At 55.3% G+C, this 23711-nt stretch carries 27 protein-coding genes and 1 tRNA gene; 12 read left to right on the top strand and 16 right to left on the bottom strand.

The features are described from left to right. Positions 1-199: 199 nt before the first annotated feature. From EV102420_RS13375 to EV102420_RS13365, 3 genes are read right to left on the bottom strand one after another with little or no spacing between them, the layout of a single operon-like run. On the bottom strand, positions 200-685 hold the full coding sequence (locus tag EV102420_RS13375) for a hypothetical protein (RefSeq protein ID WP_042392523.1): 486 nt from the start codon (positions 683-685) through the stop codon (positions 200-202). A gap of 39 nt (positions 686-724) precedes the next feature. After that, positions 725-2113, bottom strand: a complete 1389-nt coding sequence (locus tag EV102420_RS13370) for a replicative DNA helicase (RefSeq protein ID WP_042392521.1) — start codon at positions 2111-2113, stop codon at positions 725-727. Then, entirely contained in the window at positions 2110-2778 is a 669-nt protein-coding gene (locus EV102420_RS13365) for a helix-turn-helix domain-containing protein (RefSeq protein WP_042392520.1), read from the bottom strand. Before EV102420_RS13365 ends, EV102420_RS13370 begins: the two co-directional genes overlap by 4 nt. Before the next feature lie 209 nt (positions 2779-2987). Here EV102420_RS13365 and EV102420_RS13360 point away from each other — a divergent pair, with 209 nt between their 5' ends. Beyond that, entirely contained in the window at positions 2988-3443 is a 456-nt protein-coding gene (locus EV102420_RS13360; RefSeq protein ID WP_042392519.1) for a helix-turn-helix domain-containing protein, read from the top strand. Positions 3444-3687: 244 nt separating this feature from the next. On the opposite strand, the gene EV102420_RS13355 is transcribed toward EV102420_RS13360, so the two are convergent. The 5 genes from EV102420_RS13355 to EV102420_RS13340 all read right to left on the bottom strand — a co-directional run bounded on the left by EV102420_RS13355 (position 3688) and on the right by EV102420_RS13340 (position 7133). After that, positions 3688-4275, bottom strand: coding sequence for a hypothetical protein (locus tag EV102420_RS13355; RefSeq protein ID WP_042392518.1), 588 nt, complete (start codon positions 4273-4275; stop codon positions 3688-3690). A 95-nt stretch (positions 4276-4370) separates the two neighbouring features. After that, positions 4371-4544, bottom strand: coding sequence for a hypothetical protein (locus EV102420_RS22505; protein WP_165570666.1), 174 nt, complete (start codon positions 4542-4544; stop codon positions 4371-4373). Between the two features lie 156 nt (positions 4545-4700). Then, entirely contained in the window at positions 4701-5240 is a 540-nt protein-coding gene (locus EV102420_RS13350) for a hypothetical protein (protein WP_042392633.1), read from the bottom strand. A 150-nt stretch (positions 5241-5390) separates the two neighbouring features. Continuing rightward, positions 5391-6221 carry a DMT family transporter gene (locus EV102420_RS13345; RefSeq protein ID WP_042392517.1) on the bottom strand — a complete coding sequence of 277 codons (831 nt, stop codon included), beginning with the start codon at positions 6219-6221 and terminating at the stop codon, positions 5391-5393. 51 nt (positions 6222-6272) lie between these two features. Further along, the gene (locus tag EV102420_RS13340; RefSeq protein ID WP_042392516.1) at positions 6273-7133 is read right to left on the bottom strand and encodes an aldo/keto reductase family oxidoreductase; all 861 of its coding nucleotides are present in this window, start codon (positions 7131-7133) and stop codon (positions 6273-6275) included. A gap of 65 nt (positions 7134-7198) precedes the next feature. Between EV102420_RS13340 and EV102420_RS13335 the strand changes: the two genes are divergently transcribed. Further along, on the top strand, positions 7199-7711 hold the full coding sequence (locus EV102420_RS13335) for a hypothetical protein (RefSeq protein WP_042392515.1): 513 nt from the start codon (positions 7199-7201) through the stop codon (positions 7709-7711). Between the two features lie 62 nt (positions 7712-7773). Here EV102420_RS13335 and EV102420_RS13330 read toward each other — a convergent pair whose 3' ends face one another. After that, complete coding sequence (locus tag EV102420_RS13330) at positions 7774-8604, bottom strand: SDR family oxidoreductase (protein ID WP_077776536.1); 831 nt, start codon at positions 8602-8604, stop codon at positions 7774-7776. A 100-nt stretch (positions 8605-8704) separates the two neighbouring features. On the opposite strand from EV102420_RS13330, the gene EV102420_RS13325 reads away from it, so the two are divergent. Then, positions 8705-9601, top strand: a complete 897-nt coding sequence (locus EV102420_RS13325) for a LysR family transcriptional regulator (protein ID WP_042392511.1) — start codon at positions 8705-8707, stop codon at positions 9599-9601. A 108-nt stretch (positions 9602-9709) separates the two neighbouring features. Here EV102420_RS13325 and EV102420_RS13320 read toward each other — a convergent pair. Continuing rightward, positions 9710-9797, bottom strand: a tRNA-Ser gene (locus tag EV102420_RS13320). Between the two features lie 131 nt (positions 9798-9928). After that, positions 9929-11557, bottom strand: a complete 1629-nt coding sequence (locus EV102420_RS13315; protein ID WP_042392508.1) for an ABC transporter substrate-binding protein — start codon at positions 11555-11557, stop codon at positions 9929-9931. A gap of 270 nt (positions 11558-11827) precedes the next feature. Between EV102420_RS13315 and yccA the strand changes: the two genes are divergently transcribed. Both yccA and tusE read left to right on the top strand, forming a co-directional pair. Next, entirely contained in the window at positions 11828-12487 is a 660-nt protein-coding gene (yccA, locus tag EV102420_RS13310) for an FtsH protease modulator YccA (protein WP_042392507.1), read from the top strand. Between the two features lie 87 nt (positions 12488-12574). Continuing rightward, a complete protein-coding gene (gene tusE, locus EV102420_RS13305) occupies positions 12575-12904 on the top strand; it encodes a sulfurtransferase TusE (RefSeq protein ID WP_042392631.1) in 330 nt (109 codons plus the stop codon). On the opposite strand, the gene yccX is transcribed toward tusE, so the two are convergent. Both yccX and EV102420_RS13295 read right to left on the bottom strand, forming a co-directional pair. Continuing rightward, positions 12901-13209, bottom strand: coding sequence for an acylphosphatase (gene yccX, locus EV102420_RS13300; RefSeq protein WP_042392505.1), 309 nt, complete (start codon positions 13207-13209; stop codon positions 12901-12903). The genes tusE and yccX overlap by 4 nt on opposite strands. 156 nt (positions 13210-13365) lie before the next feature. Continuing rightward, on the bottom strand, positions 13366-13722 hold the full coding sequence (locus EV102420_RS13295) for a hypothetical protein (protein WP_042392504.1): 357 nt from the start codon (positions 13720-13722) through the stop codon (positions 13366-13368). A 165-nt stretch (positions 13723-13887) separates the two neighbouring features. Here EV102420_RS13295 and rlmI point away from each other — a divergent pair, with 165 nt between their 5' ends. Then, the gene (gene rlmI / locus EV102420_RS13290; protein WP_042392630.1) at positions 13888-15078 is read left to right on the top strand and encodes a 23S rRNA (cytosine(1962)-C(5))-methyltransferase RlmI; all 1191 of its coding nucleotides are present in this window, start codon (positions 13888-13890) and stop codon (positions 15076-15078) included. A 59-nt stretch (positions 15079-15137) separates the two neighbouring features. Beyond that, positions 15138-15455: a heat shock protein HspQ gene (hspQ, locus tag EV102420_RS13285; protein WP_042392502.1), complete on the top strand. Its 318-nt coding sequence runs from the start codon at positions 15138-15140 to the stop codon at positions 15453-15455. 28 nt (positions 15456-15483) lie between these two features. Here the strand turns inward: hspQ and EV102420_RS13280 are convergent, their stop codons facing one another. Next, positions 15484-15897: a CoA-binding protein gene (locus EV102420_RS13280; protein ID WP_042392500.1), complete on the bottom strand. Its 414-nt coding sequence runs from the start codon at positions 15895-15897 to the stop codon at positions 15484-15486. Between the two features lie 166 nt (positions 15898-16063). On the opposite strand from EV102420_RS13280, the gene csgI reads away from it, so the two are divergent. Then, positions 16064-16720: a curli synthesis inhibitor gene (gene csgI, locus EV102420_RS13275; protein ID WP_042392498.1), complete on the top strand. Its 657-nt coding sequence runs from the start codon at positions 16064-16066 to the stop codon at positions 16718-16720. A 111-nt stretch (positions 16721-16831) separates the two neighbouring features. After that, positions 16832-17290, top strand: coding sequence for a methylglyoxal synthase (mgsA, locus tag EV102420_RS13270; RefSeq protein WP_042392495.1), 459 nt, complete (start codon positions 16832-16834; stop codon positions 17288-17290). Positions 17291-17339: 49 nt separating this feature from the next. Here mgsA and helD read toward each other — a convergent pair whose 3' ends face one another. Beyond that, positions 17340-19394 carry a DNA helicase IV gene (helD, locus tag EV102420_RS13265; protein ID WP_042392493.1) on the bottom strand — a complete coding sequence of 685 codons (2055 nt, stop codon included), beginning with the start codon at positions 19392-19394 and terminating at the stop codon, positions 17340-17342. A gap of 123 nt (positions 19395-19517) precedes the next feature. Between helD and EV102420_RS13260 the strand changes: the two genes are divergently transcribed. Both EV102420_RS13260 and yccS read left to right on the top strand, forming a co-directional pair. Further along, a complete protein-coding gene (locus EV102420_RS13260) occupies positions 19518-19961 on the top strand; it encodes a YccF domain-containing protein (RefSeq protein WP_042392490.1) in 444 nt (147 codons plus the stop codon). 19 nt (positions 19962-19980) lie between these two features. Continuing rightward, the gene (gene yccS, locus EV102420_RS13255) at positions 19981-22113 is read left to right on the top strand and encodes a YccS family putative transporter (RefSeq protein WP_042392488.1); all 2133 of its coding nucleotides are present in this window, start codon (positions 19981-19983) and stop codon (positions 22111-22113) included. On the opposite strand, the gene EV102420_RS13250 is transcribed toward yccS, so the two are convergent. Beyond that, a complete protein-coding gene (locus EV102420_RS13250; RefSeq protein WP_042392486.1) occupies positions 22098-22727 on the bottom strand; it encodes a TfoX/Sxy family DNA transformation protein in 630 nt (209 codons plus the stop codon). The genes yccS and EV102420_RS13250 overlap by 16 nt on opposite strands. A 217-nt stretch (positions 22728-22944) precedes the next feature. Between EV102420_RS13250 and sulA the strand changes: the two genes are divergently transcribed. Next, a complete protein-coding gene (sulA, locus tag EV102420_RS13245) occupies positions 22945-23454 on the top strand; it encodes an SOS-induced cell division inhibitor SulA (protein WP_042392484.1) in 510 nt (169 codons plus the stop codon). The last annotated feature ends 257 nt before the right edge of the window (positions 23455-23711 follow it).

Here is a 23711-nt window from a genome sequence, read left to right as displayed (position 1 = left end):
GTAGTTATACCCTCACCTCCCAATAAGTGCAAACTTTTAGATAAAAGAAATAAAAAAACGTGCTCTATTTTCCTTTTGTATCCATAGAGTTAACAAAAAATAAGCAGCACTGGTTATTTTGGTGGCGCGCGGGCGATTAGCGATGGCGGGAGAGGCGTGCTGTTGCCGGGCAGAGGAGGATCCCCTGCCCGGTGAAGATTTAGGCTCTGGCGTTTTTATCTGAAAGGGCGTAAAAACGCGGATCGACGTTGATAAGCGTGAAGTGCGTCACGGGCATATCGTCGTGGCGGTGAATTTCCACCAGGTTCGACTGCAGCAGCGCAAACACCCGCTTCTGTAACTGGGGCAGCGTGATCGTTATATCACCGTGCTCCCGGTTAATAGCGGCAAGAATAGCCTGATACGACAACGTTCGGCCCTGCATAATGGCCACCAGCGCCTGCGCCGACAGGGTATTTTTTGCCGTCTCAGTTTCTGGCTCTACCGCAGCCATGGCAGGCGCAGGATGTTTTTTAGGCGTAACGGGGATACGCGGCTGTACCACCTGTACCCGATGCGGAGCGGGTACAAACACGGAGCGACTGCAGGCGCGGGCTCCGGCGTTCATCCGCCAGAGGATGGTTTCAGTCCAGTCGCAGCCGTCATCAACATAGGCTGAGTTAGGGGTTAAGATGGTTTCGGTCATGGGTCTCTCCTCGTTCTGTTTAGCGCGGGTCAGACGCGTTTAAAATTTCTCAGTGCTGTAAAGCTCGGAATACTTCCGCTGTGGCCTGCGCGGCCTTTCTGCCGCCAGCCGCAGGCGCGTTTTCTCTGCGGCAATATGCCGATCGATAGGCAGGAAGTGGCCATGGGTAAACTGTTGATAGATAACGGTACCGGCCGCGGCAAAGCGGCATTTGCCAAGGATAATTTCGGCCACGCCTGCGGCAGGCGTTTCAGGGTTGTAGACTTCATCCCGATAGAGAAAAAGAATGCTGTCCGCGTCCTGCTCGATTGCGCCAGAATCCCGCAGATCGGACATCACGGGCCGCCGCTGCGCCGCCGGGCGGGAGTCCACCGCGCGCGATAGCTGGCTGAGCGCGAACGTGGGCGTATGCAGGCGCATCGCCATGGTTTTCAGATTGCGGGAGATATGAGCCACGGCGAGATCGTTGCGCTCCGCCTGCGGTTTCTTTATGAGCCCAAGGTAATCCACCACAATGGTGGCCAGCTGCGGATAGCGTCGCTTATGGGTTTCGGCAATAGCTCTGATCTGCTCAATGGTCAGATCCGTCGCGTCTACAATCCAGATATCCCGACTCGCCAGCCTGCTGATTGCGGCCGTCAACTCAGCCCACTCATCGTCATGCATCTGCTTTGGATTGCGTAAACGAGAGACCGGCATCGCCTGCGATCCTGCCAGAGCACGCTCGGCGATCTGCAGTGCGGCCATCTCCATGCTGAAGATCAGCGCCCCGCCGCCTGCGGTGGTGACGCCCTCAACGATCTTGAGCGCCAGTTCGGTTTTCCCCATACCGGGACGCCCGGCCACCACGATCAGATCCTGCGGGTTAATCCCTCCCATGGCGTCGTCCAGCGCGTGAATACCGGTCAGCAGATTAGACGATGAAGCGCTGCCATCCAGACGCTTGAGCAGCGTATCCTGGTAACGAGGCAGGAGATCGGCAATATGCAGAGGCAGAACGTTCCCGGTATCAGCGGTCATATCCAGCAGCTTGGCTACGGCGTTATCAATGAACAGATCCCGCTGCGCCTGGTTGACGGCGGTGCGGATAGCCTCGGCGCTCTCCTGTAGCAGGCGAGCTACTTCGCGGCTGCGCCACGCTTTGACCATTTTCCCCGCGTATCCCTTCAGGTTCGGAACCGTGGCTGGAAGCCGGGCTATCTCGGATAAATCGGCAAGGCTGGAGCCTCCCAGCGCTTCACTGATAAACAATATGTCGATCAGTCCGCTGCCCAGCGCCTGCTTTTTGATTTCACGGAAGGTACGGCGATAAAAAACCGTGCAGAAAGCCTCATCCGGGGTGCCTGCCAGAACGTCAAATGCGTCCGGCGTCGCGCCACCGTTGAGCAGCCCCGCCAGCACGCAGGCCTCCAGCTCTTGCGGCGTCATAGCGCCCCCTCGCGCGTTTTGCGCAGCGTCTCGGGCTTCATCAGGTAGTCAAAGCTGGCGCGCCAGCCGGTGCCGTTTTCGCCGCCAAAATAGAAATCCGGGGCGGTATTACAGAATTTTTCAAAATAGCCCAGAAACGCGCCGGTACTGTTACTCAGCATGTGGGTAGCCAGGCGGCTGATCATGCCGCGGCGATCGGCATCGAGCGTGGCGACAGGCAGCAGATCGGCAAAAATGTCGTTATAGCCGTCAATCACCGCCTTAGGATCAATGATCGGATCAAAAGAGTGACTGATTCTGGTGTCGCCACCTGACACAGGGGGTGTGCTTTCTGACGGCATAGGGCGCGTTTGTGCCGCTACAGGGGGTGTGCTTTTTGGCGACACAGGGGAATCGAGATTTAATGTATAAACATTTGATGCATTACCTTTCCCATTGTTTGTCCCGATGCGGTTAACCTTCGCCAGCAGCCCCAGCGCGATTAACGCGCCGATATGCTCGCGAACCGCGCTTCTACTGCATTCACAGTGATCGGCAATGTGCCGGTAAGATGGCCAGCATTCGCCGCTATCGTTAGCGTTATCGGCTAATTTAATCAGGACCAGCTTACGCAGCGGGTTGCCTGTTTTAATCGCCATTGCTCTGGCCATAAGCGTCATGCTCATAATCACAGCCTCTGAGCAGTAGCCATTAGCGGGTATTCAGCGTGCATTACGATCTCTCCTCTCTACCAATGAAGCGCCGGATGGGCAAAAACAGGTGATGAGGAGCTATTCTTTGCACTACCCCTCGCCAATAATATTAGTTATGCTAATATTATTGGTCAATAACGTTGACCTTAGAACTTCATTAATTTTGCGAATACTATGCACTCATGAGAAAGAAAACCCTTGATGCAGCTGAGGCTGACGCAGCCAAACGTCTTCGTGACATTTGGAACGAGAAGAAAGTGACTTTGCGCCTAACGCAGGAGCGGGCCGCAGAGGCGCTTGGCTTTAGCACGCAGGCGTCGATAAGCCATTACCTCAACGGAACCACGCCGCTTAACACCGATGCGACGCTGAAGTTTGCTGCGCTACTGGGGGTTAAGCCGGAAGAGATCCGCCCGGATCTGGCTGAGGCGATGAACTACGTGAGAAAGTCAGGGGAGTATGTTGAGGACCGCACCGGACCAGGCTGGACGCTGCTGGGCGCTGAGCATACGGAGCTGGTTAACCTGTACGACAGGCTGCCGCAGAGTGAAAAAGAGAGGCATTTAGCTGATTTAAAAGAAAAAGTAGCTGGCTTCGACAGGCTGTTTAAAGAGCTGCTGGCTACTCGTAAACAGTGACCCAGCCTCCCTGCCCTTGTTCCGGCGCTGAGATTTATTTGCGCTTACTAATCAATACAATACAATAAATATTGCCAATGTTAATATATTAGCGTTGACCAATAATATTATTAATACTAATATTCACTCTATCAACCCTGCACTTACCCTGCGGCAGTTGCTCAGATAACACGTTCTGACAGCCTGGAAAGACGGGCAATAGCGAGGCGGAGAAAAGTTGCCGCATAGCCACTCCGATGACTAATTAATGGCTCTTCAGGCGCATTTTGCGCGCAAGCGCAGCAAGACGCTGAGTGCGGCAATAAAGTGTAAACAGCACAAAACCCCGGCAATTAAACACTGCCCGGCAAGCATAAAGAGCAAGAATAACAGCAACTAGAGTCCACTCGCTTCCGCCTCCGGTCAGCAGGCGATGTCCCCCCTGCAAAACCGCCAGCGCTAGCAAGATGAGGTAGAGTGATAAGAACCCCATCAGTCCGGCGGTAAAGCCCCGAGCCAGCAGCACGCATGCGCGTATTAGCGCAACTATTATTACCAGCGACGGCGCAAAAAAACTCAGTGCATGTAGCGGCGGTGATAAGCCAGGCAGAGCATGCAGAAAGGGCAGCAGGTTTAAGGCAAAGGCTACCAGGAAAAGGGGTAATAGCGTTGCTACCGTGTAGGGGTTCTGCCGAGGAAGTTCACTAAACGGGCGCGAAAAATAACGCTCCAGTTCGGGTGTGGAATGGTGCAATAGACTGGCATCATCGCGTGCGATAGCGCTTTCGATCTCCCGTCCATGCTGTAGGAGATCGTAAAAAATGCTGCCGGTTACCAATGGTAAAAATCGCATTAAAACACCTCCATGGGCTGAATGCCGTTGGTGCAAGTAGCGAGGCATAAAAAAACCCGCTCAAGGGCGGGTTTTTCAAAAAGCACCAGCTATGTTTATGCTGCCTTACGACTACGCTGCTTACCTTGCTGTTCCTTGCCTGAAACAGTAGCATGTTTGAACGCGCCAGGAGCAGCCTTCATCAGAACTTCAACAGCAGCACCCATACCTGCAAATGCTTTCATTGTGTCGAACGTGGCTTGTGGCTTGGTCGCTTTTTGACTTTTCATGGTTACCTCGGAGACCCGAATGTCTCGTAATGTCTTCAATTGAAAGGTAGCCAGTAACGGTGACCTTTACCAATTGACTCTATCGATTAGTAACATCTGCATGTTACCCTTCAGATAAACACATACTCAATCCTACAGTTACTGGCGGGATCCCGTCTACCCAAATTGAGCAAATTTGATAAATACGTCTTCGAGTGCAGATACTGAATTTGACATTATGTAACCGCAGCCTTCAATTACAAAACCAAATGAGGCATAAAAATCTTGGAGCTCGGGTACAGGCTCAACTATTTGAACAATTTCACATTCAGCTGCTCTACAGAAAATATAAGTGCTCATAAGCGTAATCAATACCATTCGCCCGTTTAGCGGATGATCTTCATCGTCACGCGTGAACCTTTCTATAAGGTGAATTTGGAAGAGCTTTTCTTTAACCTTATAAATACATATTGCAGCACCCGCTGGTATTACCTGAACAGCACCTTGCATAACTAATTTTATGCAAAATTCAAATTTATCAGGATCGTTGCCATAGGTGTTTAGAGCATAGTCCCACTCTAGCTGACCATACCCGCCACATAAAACACGATAGTCCTCATCGCTGATTGGACCTATCGCTAACGGTAAACCAGCATGATCAATAACGAGTTGAGTGTTGCTACGGACAGATTGTCCGATCTCATCCAGGGTTAGCATCAGCACCTCATCTTCCGTGATAGCAAGAGGCTAATTGTACTCTCACCCTCAGGGCAAAGACCGTTCCGCCTTGGTAAAAGTTAAAAATCTCTCGGCGCTTCGCATTTTGGCTCACCCACTCAAATAATAATAAGTGCACCCTATGCCCATTCAGGGTCGATCGGTCGCAATCACTATCAGGATCCCGGTCAGCACCAGCACGGCGGCAATAAGCATCCGGATACCAGGCACCTCCCCCAGGAACAGCGTGCCTCCCAGCGCGGCCAGACAGGGCACGCTGAGCTGCAGGGTGCTGGCCGTTGAGGATGAGATGTCGCGGACAATGACATACCAGAGCACATAGGCCAGGCCAGAGGTGATCCCGCCTGAAACCAGGGCCAGCAGGATGCCCCACTTATCCGCTAAGGCGTGATCTGGTGAGAGCAGAAACAGCGTGGCGACAATTGGCACGCTCAGGAGAAAGTTGCCGGCGGTAGCACCGGTTGGGTCGGATACGCGCTTGCCTCGCACTGAATACGCGCCCCACGCCAGCCCGGAGGCGATCATCATAACGGCAGGCACAGCTGAGGGCATGCTGGCTCCCGGCAGAAGTAAGATAGCGATACCCGCAACGGCGACAGCAATACCGGACAGCTTTCGCGGTCCCGTTTTTTCTCCCTGCCATGCTCCCCACAGCACCATACAGACCTGAACAGCACCGAAAAGCAGTAGCGCCCCCGTGGCGGTATCGAGGTGGACATAGGCCAGCGAGAACAGAAAAACATAGGCGGTGAGCAGACCCGCGTTCACCACGTTCCAGCGAATATTCCGCCAGCCACGTAGTGTCAGTTGGAGGAGGAGCAGCACAACCGCCCCCGCCAGCAGACGTAGAACGCTGAAGGTTTCAGGATCGGCATGCCCTTCCCGCAACGCAATGCGGCACAGGACGGAGTTCGCGGCAAAGGCCATCAGGGTAAAGGCAATAAGTAGAAATTTTTTCATCAGTTTTCTTCGCCGCCGCTTTCCTGTGCCCTATGAGGAGCATGCTGTTAGTTAGGCACTTACCGGGTTCAACCTTTCCATCACCTCGTCCGACAACGTTAACTGTTCGCTGGCCAGGTTCTCCTGCAAATGCTGGGGCGATGACGTGCCGGGGATTAACAGAATGTTGGGTGAACGTTTCAGTAGCCAGGCCAGTGCAACCTGCATCGGCGTTGCCTGTAACTCGGTGGCGATGTCATTGAGTTGTTCCGACTGTAACGGCGAGAACCCCCCGAGCGGGAAGAACGGTACGTAGGCGATGCCCTGTGCAGCCAATTCGTCGATGAGCGCATCGTCCTGCCGGTTGGCAAGGTTATACATATTCTGAACGCAGACAATCGGCGTCATTTTTTGTGCATCGGCGATCTGTTTGGCGGTGACATGACTGAGACCAATATGCTGGATCAGTCCGCGATCTTTCAGCTTGATCAGCGTTTCCAGCTCTCTTTCCAGCGAACCTTCCTGCGGATGATGCACATTAAACATGCTGCGCAGATTAACCACGGGTATCACGTCCAGCCCCAGGTTATGTAAGTTATCCTCTACCGCCTGCGTCAGCTCTTCCGGACTGAATGCTGGAAGCCATCCGCCCTTCTCATCACGGCGCGCGCCCACTTTCGTTACGATGCAGAGATCGTCAGGATAAGGATGCAGCGCTTTTTTTATCAGCCGGTTGGTTTCATGCGGGCCGTAGAAGTCACTGGTATCAATGTGATTAACGCCAGATGCGATGGCGTCACGCAGAACCTGAATCGCCCGCGCTTCATCTTTAACAGGCCCAAAAACACCTGGACCAGCCAACTGCATGGCACCATAGCCTAAACGGTTTACTTCACGGTCGCCCAGGCGGTAACGCATTGTGGGTTTTGACATGGTGATCTCCTGTGTGAGTGTGCATTGATTGTACGACCAAACTTTCTATGCGACTATTCGGACAAATGAAAACGTATTCCTACCCCAAATTACTTTTGGCAACGATCTGTGGATTGGGCTGCATATTTGCCTGCATCGCATGGCGCTCCACGGTTGATGAAAGCACATTTTTGGCCCAGCAAACTCAATCCCTGCTGGCTGCAATAACGTTAATACTTGGCTCCGCGTTCTTTTTTAGCATCAAAAAATGGGGGAAAGGCCCGCCATTTTACGGCATCAAAAATAACCTCAAGGTCTTTGCCGGATCGCTACTGATGGCGATTTTTTTTAGCTATATCCTGGTTATTACGGTGGTCTGGTTGATACCAGGGACAATAACGGCTTACTCGGCTCCCTATGTGTTTTCAGGGAGCGGCCGTCATAGCTGTAGTGGCGCTGACGTTGACGATCCGGATCTAAATAGACGCATTAAAGTGTGCGAACCCGTAGGCAATTACTTTGGTAGAGGAACCATGGTCGTCACTAAGCGTAGTAATGCTTTAGGTATGACCGTGATTTATGCCGCGACAAAATCGTGAACCGACACGAATTAGATTAACCGAGCGGCAGTGTAGTGTTTAACTCATCGATCGGTACCTGCTTACGGCGTCTTGCGATCGGCGCTATAGGCCACGGCTTTCATCGCGTGCAATGCCTCCAGACGTGCCCTGAGTGCCGCGTCAATATTGTCATAGGCGGTGCTGCCCAAGGGTAGACGCAGGGGTGGGCTTTCCGCATCAGCTGCGGCAATCATCGCCGTCACGCATTTTTCCGCATCACCTTTAATGACAAACTCGCCAGAACGTAGCGCTTCCCGCATTTTTCCTGCTGCTGTCTCTTGGTACTCAGGTAAAGCATCAGCCATATCCAGTCCGGCACCAAACTGGGTTGCCGTGGGGCCAGGCTCTACGAGCAAAAAGTCGATGCCAAACGCGGCAACTTCCTGGCGAACCGCTTCGACAAAGCCCTCAATGCCCCATTTACTGGCGTGATACAAACTGAAGTTGGGATAGGCAATCTGGCCGCCTTCCGAAGACACCTGCACAATGCGCCCGCCTCCCTGCTGTCGTAAAAAGGGGATTGCCGCACGAATCAGCTGAATTGAGCCCATAAGATTGGTGGTTAACTGCCGCTCAATTTGTGTATCGCTCAACTCTTCCGCTGCACCAAATAGCCCGTAAGCTGCATTACTTACCACAATATCTATCCGCCCCGCCTGAGCAAACGCTGCTTCGACGGCGGGCCTGATGGTGGCCGTCATGCTGAGATCGAGCACCCTTACCTGCAAACGATCGCCGTACTGCGTGCGCATATCAGCTAATGCAGCTTCACGCCGAACGGTTGCCACTACCCTATCACCGCGGGCCAGTAGTTTTTCACACATCAAACGCCCAAGGCCGCTAGACGCGCCGGTAATTAGCCAGGTTTTCATGATTGTCTTCTCCGTTTAGTGAACCGACGTTCATCATATACCCGATGATTGGTGGCATAATCTCCGCAAACTGGCATGGGATAGTGGGAAATATTCAACAATGAAACGCCCTTCCTGGAACGAACTGCAGGCCGTGAAAACCATTGCTGAGCAGCGTAGCTTTCGTCGTGCCGCGGAGGTGCTCGGGCTCAAACGCTCTTCGCTCAGCCATACGATCAAAGGTCTGGAGGCGACGCTTGGTGTACGACTTTTCCATCGTACAACGCGGAGCGTGGCGCTGACCGAAGCAGGTGAAATGCTTATTGCGCGCATAACGCCGCTGCTGGCAGAGATGGATGAGCTGCTGAATGACGTCACGGCGAGCGGTCATCAGCCGTATGGCACACTGCGTATCAGCGCCAGCGATGCAGCGATCCGCCTTCTGCTGGAAAGAGTATTGCCGACGTTTATTCAGCAGAAACCGGGAATTGAAATTGACTTGGTCGCACAGGGTCAGCTGGTAGATATTGTCGCGCTAGGGTTTGATGCGGGCATTCGACTGATTGAAGATGTACCGAAAGACATGGTCGCCATTCTCCTGAGTGGTCCGCTGCGCTTTGTCACCGTGGCAGCGCCCGATTACCTGGCAGAGCGGCCGAAAATCCAGCACCCCCAGGATGTGATGCAGCACATCTGTTTGCGGCAGCGCTTGCCAGGCGGCAAACGCTATCGCTGGGAGTATCAGCAGCATGGGCAGCAGCTTGCACTGGATGTACCTGGCAGTCTGACACTCGACAGCAGTGCATTAATGGTAGAGGCTGCCGTTGCCGGATTAGGCATAGCCTATGTTCCGGAACTGTATGCGCAGCCGTGGCTGGCTAACCAGCAACTGGTGACGCTGTTGGACGACTGGGCAATTGCATCGCAAGGGATCGCGCTCTACTTTCCGCAAAATCGACATATGCCCGTTGCGTTGAGGTTGTTTGTCGATGCGGTAAAAGCTGCACCACGCGCCTGAAGTAAAATCCATCTTTCCAGACAGCATTTTTAGGTCGCGTAAATTGGGGATGGAATTCCCAAAAGAAAAAAGCCCCGCGATATTGCTATCGCAGGGCTGTTCCGCATTTGGCGGAAGCGCAGAGATTCGAACTCTGGAACCCTTTCGGGTCGCCGGTTTTCAAGACCGGTGCCTTCAACCGCTCGGCCACACTTCCGGAATGAGGCGCACTATAAACACCTCGATGCGCCGTGTAAACCCCTGTGATATCTGTTTGCCTGAAAAACAAGCAATATGCTGCTAATCGGCTGAAAGAACAGCATATTGACCATTAAATCAGCACAATACTTAGTGTTTGGTGATGTAGAGATCTTTTGTATAGACGTAACCGAGGTTGCTGGGATCGAATCCGCCTACCCATGGTTTAACTAAACGCGCTCTGACATAGTGATAAACCGGGATCGCCGGCACGTCCTGAGCCAGAATCGCCTCCGCCTGCTGATAGTCCTTTCCACGCTCGTTAGCGTCCTTGGCCTTTGCCGCACTGTGCATCAGCTCGTCATAGGCTGGATTGCTGTAGAGGGAGGTATTCTCGCCGTCACCGGTGCGGAACGTATTCAGGAAGGTCGCTGCATCATCGTAGTCCGCTATCCACGCATAGCGCACGGCGTCGAAGTTGCCGGTGTGCATGGTATCGAGCATGGTTTTCCACTCCTGGTTTTGCAGCTTCGCCGTCACGCCAAGATTTTTCTGCCACATCGAGCTGGCGGCAATGGCGATGCGCTGGTGGGTCTCCATGGTGTTATAGAGCAGATTAAAGGTCAGCGGATGCGCCGCGTTGAACCCGGCTTCGGCCAGCAGCTTTTTCGCCTCGGCAATACGTTTATCCCGCGGCCAGGCGGCGTAGTCCGGCGAGGCGATCTTCACGCCGCCAATCTCCGGCTGGCTGATGACCCACGCCGGGCGCTGCCCTTGCCCCATCACCTTGTCGGCAATGATATCTTTATCCAGCGCCATATTTAGCGCCCGACGTACCCGCGCGTCGTTAAAAGGCGGCTTGGTGGTATTAAACTGGTAATAGTAGGTCGCCAGCTGCGGCGTGATATGCACCTCTGCGCCCAGGGTTTTCTTTAGCTGGGCAAACTGGTTTACCGGAATGGTGTTGGTCATATCGATCTCGCCCGCCTTGTAGCGGTTGACGTCGGCAGTCTCGGAGCTGATAGGCAGATAGGTGACGCTGTTGATTACGGTATGCTTGTCGTCCCAGTAGCGCGGGTTGCGCACCGCAACAATCTTCTCGTTCACCACCCAGTCGGTGATTTTGTACGGCCCGCTGCCGACAAAGTGCTCCGGCTTGGTCCACTTATCGGCAAAACGGCCAATCAGCACCTTATCAACCGGCACCAGCGACGGGTGCGCCAGCATCGGCAGGAACGACGCCGTGGGCTGGTTGAGGGTAACCTGCAGCGTGGTATCGTCCAGCGCCTTCACGCCCAGCGTATCCGGGGCCTTTTTGCCCTGCGCAATATCCGCTGCGTTAACGATATGCATATTGCCTGGATAGGTCGCGTACGGGGAGCCGGTAGCCGGATCCACCAGACGCTGCCAGCTCCAGACCACATCCTGAGCGGTAATAGCCGTCCCGTCGGACCAGGTGATGCCTGGACGCAGGTCGAAGGTCCAGACGGTGTTGTCCTGATTCTCCCACTTCTCTGCTAAGCGCGGCTCTACGCTGCCATCTTTTTTGATTGCGATCAGCCCATCGAATAAGTCGCTGATAATATCGAATTCGACGTTGCTTTCTACCTTGTGCGGATCGAGGGAGGCCGGCTCGCTGCCGTTATTGCGCACCAGCGTTTGCTGCTCCGCCAGCGTGGTTCCCGCCGGGACCTGAGCCGCCAGTGCAGCGGTACTTATGCTTATGATGCCCGTTGCCAGCAGCGTGAGGGCAAAACGGTGACCTGTCTGTGGTTTCATATCATGCCTTAATAGTGTACTGATTAACGTTACCTCTGACACTCTTAGCGCCCGCCAGAGAAGAAGGCAATACTTTTCAGGCACCTATAAGAGGTTGATCTGTTTCGTTCGGGCAAAAATGCGATCGCACTACCAAAAGTGAAATTTAAAGCAGGCTCTGCTGTCGGTAAGTTATTGTTGTTTGGGTAAAGATGGGTAAAACCGCTTTAAGCTACCGCTCTGTTTACCTATCCTTCATCCTTAATTACATCTGTCATAAGAGAGTGACTCATGGATCGTATTGTTAGCGCTTCACGCGGGCGTACATCGCTGCTCAGCACGCACAAAGTGCTGCGAAACACCTATTTTATGCTCAGCCTGACCCTGGCGTTCTCCGCGATCACCGCGACCGCCAGTACGGTGCTGGGTCTGCCGTCACCGGGGCTGATCCTGACGCTGGTGGGCATGTACGGCTTAATGTTCCTGACCTATAAGCTGGCGGATAAGCCTGCCGGTATTCTGGCCGCCTTCGCCTTTACCGGTTTCCTGGGCTACATCCTCGGGCCGATGCTTAACGCCTACCTCTCAGCGGGCATGGGCGATCTGATTGGCCTGGCGCTGGGCGGCACCGCCCTGACCTTCTTCTGCTGCTCGGCCTACGTGCTGACCACCCGTAAAGATATGTCTTTCCTGGGCGGGATGCTGATGGCGGGGATCGTGGTAGTGCTGATCGGCATGGTAGCTAATATCTTCCTGCAGCTGCCTGCCCTGCATCTGGCGATCAGCGCGGTGTTTATCCTGATTTCTACCGGCGCAATCCTGTATGAAACCAGCAACATTATTCACGGCGGCGAAACTAACTATATTCGCGCCACCGTTAGCCTCTACGTCTCGCTGTACAACATCTTTGTCAGCCTGCTGAGCATCCTGGGCTTCTCCAGCCGGGACTAACCGAACAAGCAGCCCCTCAAGCCCCGCTTATGCGGGGCTTTGTTTTTTGCTACACTGCAGCGGTTTTTAGCTGACCCGTGAATGATTATGTTGAGCTTTGAAGGTAAAGAGATAGAGACCGACAACGACGGCTATCTGAAAGAGAGTAGCCAGTGGAGTGAAGGTCTGGCAGAAGTGATTGCGGCGCAGGAGTCTATTACCCTCTCCCCTGAGCATTGGGAAGTGGTGCGCTTCGTGCGCGACTTCTATCTGGAATTTAACACCTCACCAGCGATCCGCATGCTGGTCAAGGCGATGGCCAACAAGTTTGGCGAGGAGAAGGGCAACAGCCGCTACCTCTACCGCCTCTTTCCGAAAGGCCCGGCCAAACAGGCCACCAAGATTGCTGGCCTGCCCAAACCGGTGAAGTGCATCTAGTAGCGGATCCCAAAGTTGGTCCACTCGCGGGTGGGCTGATGCGGCTCGGTTAAGACGTTGTCGACCCGGGCGCTGCGCGGCCCGCCTGCTTTCAGCCACTCAATCAGCTCGGCTAACTTCTCTTCGTCACCGCAGGCAAGGACCTCAACGCTGCCGTCATCCATGTTGCGTGCGTAACCGGTCAAGCCAAGGCGATGTGCCTCGCGCTGCGTACTGTAGCGAAACCCCACCCCCTGCACGCTGCCGTGAACCCAGCATTTAACGCAGGCGGACGCTTTTTCGTTGGTTCTGTTCTCGTCAGTCATGGCGACACTCCTTCTCTGATTCACTAAGGGTAGCGTATGCCGCCGCCACTATCAGACTTTTCCCTACATACCGCTTCGCTTCTCTGTACCAGACTGAAAGTATTAACTCTCATTGCCTGTCTGTCTTGCCAGTACCTTGATGGTGCTGGCATTTTTTTATCTTCCGGAGCGCTTCCTGCCTACCGAGCGCATAAAATCATTTCTCGGCATGGCGAAGAAAAATAGCAGCGCAAAAACAACCGCCCCCCACCTGATTGAATCATACAAATCCACATCGATATCTACGTGAAAGACGCTACGGGTGAAAGCGGTACCGTGCACAAAAATGCAAAACTGGATCGCAGCCATCATGACGATGACCAACGTATACAAAATGAAAAAAGGATAATTGCTCTTTCTTTGAACAAGAATACGCCCGAAGTAAGCGATACCGAAAACCGCAATGGAGAGCGAATAGTAGACAATAACAGGCCACATCGGGAGCGGTGTAAACAGCTGAAAATCCTCATGCATAATCTATTTTTCTCCGGGTAACTGATACATCGACCATCCTGTAGCGCTTATTCTATTCCTTGCCATCACCTACGCGCATCGTTAATCCCGCCTGATGCGTTGCTTTTCCTGCTCTAACCCAGGAAAATGGCGGCCATTTTCTTCATTAAGACAATCAAATTTATTATGAGCGTACGTTTAGTGTTAGCCAAAGGGCGCGAGAAGTCTCTGCTGCGCCGTCATCCCTGGGTCTTCTCCGGTGCGGTTGCCCGCATGGAAGGCAAAGCCAACCTCGGTGAAACCGTTGATATCGTTGACCATCAGGGAAAATGGTTAGCTCGCGGCGCGTACTCCCCTGCTTCGCAGATCCGTGCCCGCGTCTGGACGTTCGATAAAAACGAAAGCGTGGATATCGCCTTCTTTAGCCGCCGCCTGGCTCAGGCCCAGCAGTGGCGCGACTGGCTGGCGAAGCGCGATGGTCTGGATAGCTATCGCCTGATCGCCGGAGAGTCGGACGGTATGCCCGGCATTACTATCGACCGCTTCGGCAACTTCCTGGTGCTGCAGCTGCTGAGCGCAGGCGCAGAGTATCAGCGTCCGGCGCTGGTGGCGGCGCTACAGGAGCGCTACCCGGAGTGCGCCATTTACGACCGCAGCGACGTGGCGGTACGTAAAAAAGAGGGGCTGGAGCTGACTCAGGGCCCGGTGAGCGGTGAGCTGCCGCCGCCGCTGCTGCCGATCGAAGAGAACGGCATGAAGCTGCTGGTGGATATCCAGACCGGACACAAAACCGGTTACTACCTGGACCAGCGCGACAGTCGACTGGCGACCCGCCAGTACGTTGCCGATAAGCGCGTGCTGAACTGCTTCTCCTACACCGGTGGCTTTGCGGTCTCTGCGCTGATGGGCGGCTGTGCCCAGGTGGTGAGCGTCGATACCTCCCAGGAGGCGCTGGACGTGGCTAAGCAAAACGTAGAGCTCAACCAGCTTGACCTGAGCAAAGCGGAATTTGTCCGCGATGACGTTTTCAAGCTGCTGCGTAAATATCGTGATAGCGGCGAGAAGTTTGACGTTATCGTGATGGATCCGCCGAAATTCGTAGAGAACAAAAGTCAGCTGATGGGCGCGTGCCGTGGCTATAAGGACATCAACATGCTGGCGATCCAGCTGCTGAATCCCGGCGGCGTGCTGCTGACCTTCTCCTGCTCCGGCCTGATGACCACCGATTTATTTCAGAAAATCATCGCCGATGCCGCAATAGATGCGGGTCGTGATGTACAATTTATAGAGCAGTTCCGTCAGGCCGCCGATCACCCGGTGATCGCTCCCTACCCGGAAGGACTGTATCTTAAAGGGTTTGCCTGTCGCGTCATGTAGCTTGAATTCTGGAACCTTATCCCCATATTGGGGATAAGTACTGTTTCCTGGAGGTGACTATGATTGCCAGCAAATACGGCATTGGCCAGCAGGTGCGCCACTCCCTGCTGGGATTTTTGGGCGTGGTGGTGGATATCGACCCGGAATACTCTCTTGATGAACCCTCCGCTGACGAGCTGGCCGTTAACCCGGATCTGCGCGTCGCCCCGTGGTATCACGTGGTGATGGAAGATGATGACGGACAGCCGGTGCATACCTACCTGGCCGAAGCTCAGCTTAGCAGCGAAGTGCAGGATGAACATCCGGAACAACCCTCTATGGATGAGCTCGCGCGCTCCATCCGCAAACAGCTCCAGGCGCCCCGGCTGCGCAACTGATAAGACCCCGCCAGCGCGGGGTCTTTTTTTAGCGGGTAAGCCCCAAGCGTGGGATCTCAATCGCCGGGCAGCGATCCATCACCACGTTTAACCCCGCTTCGCGAGCCAGCACCGCTGCCTGCTCGTTGATCACGCCAAGCTGTAGCCACAGGGTTTGCGCCCCAATGGCAATCGCCTCCTGCGCCACCCCCCAGGCCGCCTCCGACTGGCGGAACACGTCCACCATATCGACCTTCTCGGGAATTTCCGCCAGCGTCGCGTAGCCCTGTTGACCCAGCAGCGTCTTTCCCGCCACCTTCGGCGAGACCGGGATCACGTGGTAGCCCTGGTCGAGCAGGTATTTCATGACCCGGTAGCTAGGACGGTCAGGCTTGTCGCTTGCGCCTACCAGCGCAATGGTGTGGGTTGATTTCAGAATGCCAGCAATATCGGTCTCTTTCATAATCATCTCCAGGCTATTTTCTCAAGTGTATGCCAAAGCTGGGCACTCGACCATCTATCCCATACCTCTGCATGAGGGTAATCAGAAGCATAACTCTATATGTTACTAAACATACCTTTAGACATGTTCAGACACGTTTTTAACCCTAAAAAACAGCGGAGATTTTATGAGAGCCGGCTTTGCCACCGCACTGATTGTCTGCTTAATGCCGGTTACCGCTTTCGCAACGACCCTGCGCCTGGCAACGGAGATCGATCTCCTGATCCTCGACGGCAAAAAGGTCTCCAGCTCCCTGCTGCGCGGTGCGGGCAGTATTGAGCTGGAGAACGGTCCGCACCAGCTGGTGTTTCGCGTGGAAAAAAGCATCCGCATGAGCAACCGCGAGCAGCGGATGTGGATCTCCCCGCCGCTGATCGTCAGTTTTAACACCCGCGCTATCAATCTGGTCAACGTGACGCTGCCCCGGCTGGAGACGCAGAGAGAGTCAGAGATGTTTGACGCCTCGCCACAGATTTCACTGCTGGATGGTCACGCGGCCGCTATCCCAGCCAGAATTGACATTCTGCCGGTAACGGAGACGTCGGAGGGGGTCGACTATGAGCGGGATACTGAACGCTATAACAAGCAGGGACAGCACGCTTCTCTACCGGAGTTTGCCACGCAAATGGCAGATGACAGAACGCTGCTCTCCAGCGTATCGGAGCTGGACGTGCCGCCATCGCAGGATCTGACCGAGCAACGGCTCAAGTACTGGTTTCAGCAGGCCGACCCGCTGACCCGCAGCCGCTTTATGGAGTGGGTAAAACAGCAGCCTCCCTCCTGAGGGTGCGTTAAATCACATTCCCTTTTTCCAGCCGCGCTTTTTTTACGCCTTTCTCTTGCAGCATCAAACGCTTCCAGTAATCTGTAGCAAATTCAATAATGGAAACGGATTATGGAACTGACGACACGTACGCTTCCGGCGCGAAAACACATTGCGCTGGTGGCTCACGATCACTGTAAGACCATGCTGATGAACTGGGTAGAGCGCCACCACGCGCTGTTGGCCCAGCACGAGCTGTATGCCACCGGCACCACCGGCAACCTGATCCAGCGCGCCACCGGCCTGCCGGTCAACGCCATGCTGAGCGGGCCGATGGGCGGCGATCAGCAGGTAGGGGCATTAATCTCTGAGAGCAAAATCGATGTGCTGATCTTCTTCTGGGATCCGCTCAACGCCGTGCCGCACGATCCGGACGTCAAGGCCCTGCTGCGCCTGGCGACGGTGTGGAATATCCCCGTTGCCACCAACGTCTCTACCGCCGACTTTATTATTGAGTCAGCGCACTTCGGCGAAAGCTTTGACATTCAGATCCCGGACTATCAGCGCTATCTTGCCGATCGCCTGAAATAATGTATCGCCGGGTGGCGGCTCCGCCTTACCCGGCCTACAGAACGTAAGGCTATGGTTTACGCATTACCGTTACGCCTAACGCTTTTAAATCCTCCACAAACGGTGACGGCGCATCCTTGCTGAACAGCAGCCATACGCGTTTGCGGGCGCGGGTCATCGCCACGTAGAGCAGACGACGCTCCTCCGCGTCTGGGTAATCCTCCGGCGCAGGCAGCAGCGCCTGCTCCATCACCGACTCTCGCGCCGGGGCCGGAAAGCCCTCTTTGCCTTCCTGCAGTCCCAGCACGATGACATAGTCCGCCTGCTGCCCCTTGCTGGCGTGGATGGTCATAAAGTCCAGCGTCAGCTGCGGCCAGCGCGTGGCGGCCTTCTCCAGCACGGCGGGCTTGAGGTAGTGATAACGCCCCAGCAGCAGGATCCGCTCGTCCGGCTTCGCGTAGCCGCTGAGCTTATCCAGCAGGGCATCGAGCCGATCCTCAGTCATTAGCGTCACGGCGTTCTTCTCGCCTGCCGCCAGGCTGTTGAGCGGCTTTCTGAGCTGATGCGGGTTCTGCTGGATAAAGCGGTTGGCCACGTCGCCAATACGGTGGGTAAAGCGATAGGTGGTATCCAGCACGCAGCTTTCCCCCTCGCCAAAGTAGTGATGAAACGCGGTGGTCAGGGAGAGCTGCGCCCCGCTAAAGCGGTAGATCGCCTGCCAGTCATCGCCGACGGCAAAGAGCGTGGTGTTTGAGTTCTGCTTGCGCAGCGCCGCCAGCAGCGCTGCACGCTGGGGAGAGATGTCCTGAAACTCATCTACCAGAATATGCTTCCACGGGCTGATAAAGCGCCCTTTCTCCAGAATATTGATCGCCTGATGGATCAGCCCGGAGAAGTCGACGGCGTTTTCCGCCTTCAGCGCCGTTTTCCACGCCTTGAGCAGCGGGGCCATCAGCTTTACCCGTTTTGAAAACAGATTACGCACCTCTTCCGGCGCGGAGGCAATCATCTCCGCCTGGGCGCCGCCATGCATGCGCATCAGGCTTACCCAACGGTCAAGCCGCCCGGCAAGACGACGCTGTAGGGCTTTATCGTCCCAGAAGTTGCCTTCGGGCACCTCCCACTCCAGCTCCTCTTCCAGCCACTGCCGCCAGCCCTTCGCCTGGGCTTTTTTCTCGCTGCACTGCTGCTGCCAGGCCTCGATAAACAGCGCCTGACGGGCGTCGGTATCGTTTTCCAGCGCGCTGATGGTGGGCACCTTTTTGCTGCCGTGCTGAATAATGGCGAGCGCCAGAGCATGGAAGGTTTGGGCGGCGATCTCATCGGTATTGAGGCGTTCGCGAATACGCGCGTCCATCTCCTGGGCCGCTTTCCGACCAAAGGCCAGAAGCAGGATCTGATCCGCTGCCGCTTCACCGCGCATCAGCAACCAGCCGGCGCGAGCCACCAGCACCGAGGTCTTCCCGCTGCCCGCTCCGGCCAGCACCAGCAGTGACTGCTCGCCGTTCACTACCGCTTCCGCCTGGGCGGGGTTAAGCGGTGAGGATTCCACGCTGGCAAAGAATGGCGCGTACTGTACCAGCATTTTGCGGGTGTACTCGCGGTTATGCGCTGCCCGGCTGGCTTCAACGTCCACTAGCCAGCGTTGACATTGCTGCCACGCTTCGCGGCAGTTATCGAACTCATCGAGACGCTCCAGCGGCAACGGCAGCGCCGCAAAGGCGTGACGGATCCGATCCTGCAGGCCCGTGGTCTGCTGGCGGGTGAGCCACCTGTTGGCCTTCATACCGCTGGAGAGGGTCTCTACCGTCTCCTGCAGCACGCCTGCGGCCACCTCGCTCATTTGGCTGCTCCATGCCTGCCAGTGGGCGTTGAGATGTTGATAGAACTGCTGGGTCTGCGCCCACTCAGTACCGTGCAGGCGCACCACTTTGGCATCGGATAGCACAAACTCCAGCTCACCCCAGACCAGCCCGCGCTTGCAGACAATCGCCAAAAGTTGATTATAGGGAATAAGATACTCATGGCGATCGCCGGACACCTTTACGCCCGCGTGGAGCATGACCGCCCGGTCATAGGGGTGTTGGGCCAGACGTTTTCCGAGTGAAGTCGCTTTCAGTTCCATGATGTGCCGTTTCTCTGGTCATAACGTTGCCCGTCAGTGTACCCGCCAGAGAATTTACGCTCCAGCGCAAAAAGACGTTACACTTAGCACGCCTTTTCATACGGCAGATAACTTCGAGGATGTATGCGTACTGTACTGAATATTCTTAACTTCTTCCTGGGCGGCTTCATGACTACGCTGGCCTGGATCCTGGCAACGGTAATGAGCGTTGTCTTTATCATCACGCTGCCGCTGACCCGCTCATGCTGGGAGATCGCGAAGCTGTCGCTGGTGCCGTATGGCAACGAGGCGGTACATGTGGATGAGCTCGATCCGTCCCGCCGTAACGTAATAATGAACACCGGCGGCACGCTGCTGAATATTGTCTGGCTGGTGCTGTTCGGCTGGTGGCTGTGCATAATGCATATCCTCGCCGGTATCACCCAGTGCCTGACCATCATTGGCATCCCAGTAGGCATCGCTAACTTTAAAATCGCAGCCATTGCCCTGTGGCCGGTTGGACGGCGGGTCGTGTCGGTGGAAACGGCGCAGGCCGCCCGCGAAGCCAACGCCCGGGCCCGTTTCTAATCTAAAGGACGCGTCATTTATGTTAAGCCCCCTGCTTCGCCGCTACACATGGAACAGTGCCTGGCTCTATAACGTCAGGATTTTTATCGCCCTGAGCGGGACGGTTGCCCTGCCCTGGTGGCTGGGCGAGGTGAAGCTCACGATCCCGTTAACCCTGGGCGTGGTGGCCGCCGCGCTGGCGGATTTGGATGATCGCCTCACCGGACGGCTGCGCAACCTGGTTATCACCCTGGTTTCGTTCTTTATTGCCTCCGCCTCGGTGGAGCTCCTCTTCCCATGGCCGTGGCTGTTTGCCCTCGGGCTTATCGTCTCTACCTGCGGGTTTATTCTGCTGGGCGGCCTGGGACAGCGCTATGCCACCATCGCCTTTGGCGCGCTGCTGATTGCTATCTATACCATGCTGGGTATTTCACTCTTCGACCAGTGGTATCTACAGCCGCTGTTCCTGCTGGCGGGGGCGGTGTGGTTTAGCCTGCTGACGCTAATAGGTCATCTGGTGTTTCCGGTGCGTCCATTACAGGACAACCTCGCGCGCTGCTATGCGCAGCTGGCGAACTATCTGGAGCAGAAGTCACGCCTCTTCGATCCGGATTATGACGATGAGAGTGAGACCGAGGCTCCGCTTTACGATCTGGCGCAGGCCAACGGCCAGCTGGTAACCACGCTCAATCAGACCAAAGCCTCGCTGCTGACAAGGCTGCGGGGCGATCGCGGCCAGCGCGGTACCCGGCGCACGCTGCACTACTATTTTGTTGCCCAGGATATTCACGAGCGCGCCAGCTCGTCGCATATTCAATACCATGCCCTGCGCGAGCGCTTTCGCCATAGCTCCCTGATGTTTCGCTTTCAGCGGATGCTCGCCATGCAGGCACAGGCCTGCGCCCGCCTCTCACGGGCAATTCTGCTGCGCGAGCCTTATCAGCACGATCCGCAATTTGAGCGTGCCTTTGCCCATCTTGATGCGGCCCTTGAGCACGCCCGTACCGAGGGTATTTCCGCCGACTACATTGAGTCGCTGGGCTTTGTGCGGGATAACCTGCGGGCTATCGACGCCCAGCTGGCGACCATAGAGTCTGAACAGGCGCTGATGCAGCAGCCGCAGAGTACCGAGAATGAACTTGCCGATGACAGTCTGACTGGCCTGGACGATATCTGGCAGCGTCTGAAGCGCAACCTGACGCCGGAGTCGGCCCTGTTTCGCCATGCGGTGAGAATGTCGGTGGTGCTCTGCCTGGGCTACGCCTTTATTCAGCTCACCGGGCTCCAGCACGGTTACTGGATCCTGCTGACCAGCCTGTTTGTCTGCCAGCCAAACTATAACGCCACCCGCCACCGCTTAACGCTGCGTATCATCGGCACGCTGGTAGGCGTGGCGGTGGGGTTACCGATACTGCTTTTTGTCCCTTCTCTGGAGGGGCAGCTGGTGCTGATTGTCATCGCCGGGGTGCTCTTTTTTGCCTTCCGCAACGTGCAGTATGCCCATGCCACGATGTTTATTACCCTGCTGGTGCTGCTCTGCTTTAATCTGCTCGGAGAGGGCTTTGAGGTGGCGATCCCGCGTATTATCGATACGCTGATCGGCTGCGCCATCGCCTGGGCGGCGGTGAGCTTTATCTGGCCAGACTGGCGCTTTCGCAACCTTCCACGCGTGCTGGAGCGAGCACTTGATGCCAACTGCCGCTATCTGGATGCCATTCTGGAGCAGTATCATCAGGGACGCGATAACCGACTGGCATACCGCATTGCCCGGCGCTACGCCCACAATGGCGATGCAGAGTTCGCATCAGTGGTCTCAAACATGTCCACCGAGCCGAACGCCACGCCGCAGACCCGCGACGTCGCTTTCCGCCTGCTCTGCCTGAACCACACCTTTACCAGCTATATCTCCACGTTGGGGGCGCACCGTGAGCAGCTCCAGCAGCCGGAGATCCTGCAGCTGCTCGATGACGCCGTCTGCTATGTAGATGATGCCCTGCACCATCAGCCTGCCGATGAAGTGCGGGTTGGGCAGCAGCTGGAAACGCTCTCTGAGCGGATCCGCCAGCTTGAGCCAGACCCCAAAAGCAAGGCCCCGCTGGTTCTGCAGCAGATTGGCCTGCTGATTGGGCTGCTGCCCGAGATCTGCCAGCTACAGCGTCAGGTGCCCCGCTGATTGACGCTGCTTTCCGCCTCTAGCTCTTTAAACCAGACGGTCAGCTCCCGGCGCGTATCTGCCGGGAGCGCCGCCTCGTGTAGACCCGCAATAGCCCCTTCCAGGGCAAATAGCACTTTAATGCTCAACTGCGGGCTGCGCTCTTTTAGCCTGAGCCAGCACGCTTTCGCGCCGAGCTGTCTCAGGCTTGCCTCATCCTTGATGCCCACTGACCACAGCAGCGTCTCTAACTGAAAAGTCAGGTTGGGGAGATCCCTGAGCCGCTTTTGCGCCCGCCGCGCCACCTTTTCGCGCTGGGCGGCCGCCAGCGAGTGTTGACAGAGCGTCAGCAGCGTTTCGCGATCCTGCCATAGGCCATCATCCACCCGAAAATAGTTCAGCAGCACAGGTCTGCCCCGCTTCACAAAGGTCAGCAAAGGCGCTTTCGCATTCACACAGTAGGGTGCGCTCTCCTCACAGGCACGCAGGTAGAGCGCCCCTTCTGCCACCATCGCAAAGACCGTATCTTCAATGGCGAGGCTGTAACCCCCAAACAGTGCCCGGTGGTGGATCTGCCCCAGCGGGGAAAGATATTCCCGAGATTGATAGATTCGTTGATACGATACGTTTTTCATAATTATTCCTTTAAAATCAAGGCGTAAAATATCTTCTATTTTTAAGCCATCCGTTAAAAAGGAACATAGGGAAGTTCCCAGGCATCAGCAAGTTGATTTTTCTTCTCACCTCACATTAAGACCATATTTGCGAGACGCTTTCAGAAAATAAGGTTGATCTTTAAATGCTCAGGGGGTACTGTATATCCATACAGTAACTCTAAGGGCTGGAATGACTATGTACACTTCAGGCTATGCTAATCGCTCATCTCAATACGCTTCTTTTGCAGGCAACCGCGCACAGGTCAATACGCCCGCTGCGGCCGCTGGCCTGATCAGTGAAGTTGTCTACCGTGAAGACCAGCCGATGATGACGCAGCAGCTGCTGCTGCCTCTGCTGCAACAGCTGAGCCAACAGTCCCGCTGGCAGCTTTGGCTGACGCCGCAGCAAAAATTGAGCCGCGCGTGGGTACAGTCAGCGGGTTTGCCCTTAAGCAAGCTGATGCACATTAGCCAGCTCTCGCCGGATAATACGCTGGACTCGATGATCAAAGCATTACAGACGGGCAACTACAGCGTTGTTATCGGCTGGCATGCTCAGGAGCTGTCGGAAGATGAGCATCGCCGCCTCGTTAATGCGGCTCAGGAAGGGAATGCGATGGGGTTCATTATGCGGCCGGTTCGCTTCGACCCTCAGGCTTCAGGACAGTCATCCGGCCTAAAAATTCACTCAAATTTGTTTCATTAAGTAAGTTTAAGATAATTCCTGGGATCTTTTTTGCGTCGGTTCCAGGCCATTGGTCATTAAGCTAAATTCTCTCGCGAAGCCTGTCTGGCGCGGCAACTACGATATTTCGATGGCGAATTTATCGTCATAAATGTTAAATATTGTGTCTACAACTCTTTTTTTTTCATATGCCTGACGGAGTTCACACTTGTAAGTTTCCAACTACGTTGTAGACTTTACATCGCCAGGGGTGCTCGGCATAAGCCGAAGATATCGGT

Origin of the sequence: Pseudescherichia vulneris NBRC 102420 (assembly GCF_000759795.1) — a bacterium.
GTDB classification, from domain to species: Bacteria; Pseudomonadota; Gammaproteobacteria; order Enterobacterales; family Enterobacteriaceae; genus Pseudescherichia; species Pseudescherichia vulneris.
The sequence above is the reverse complement of the archived record's forward strand: the minus strand, read 5'-3'. Positions and strand labels throughout refer to the sequence as shown.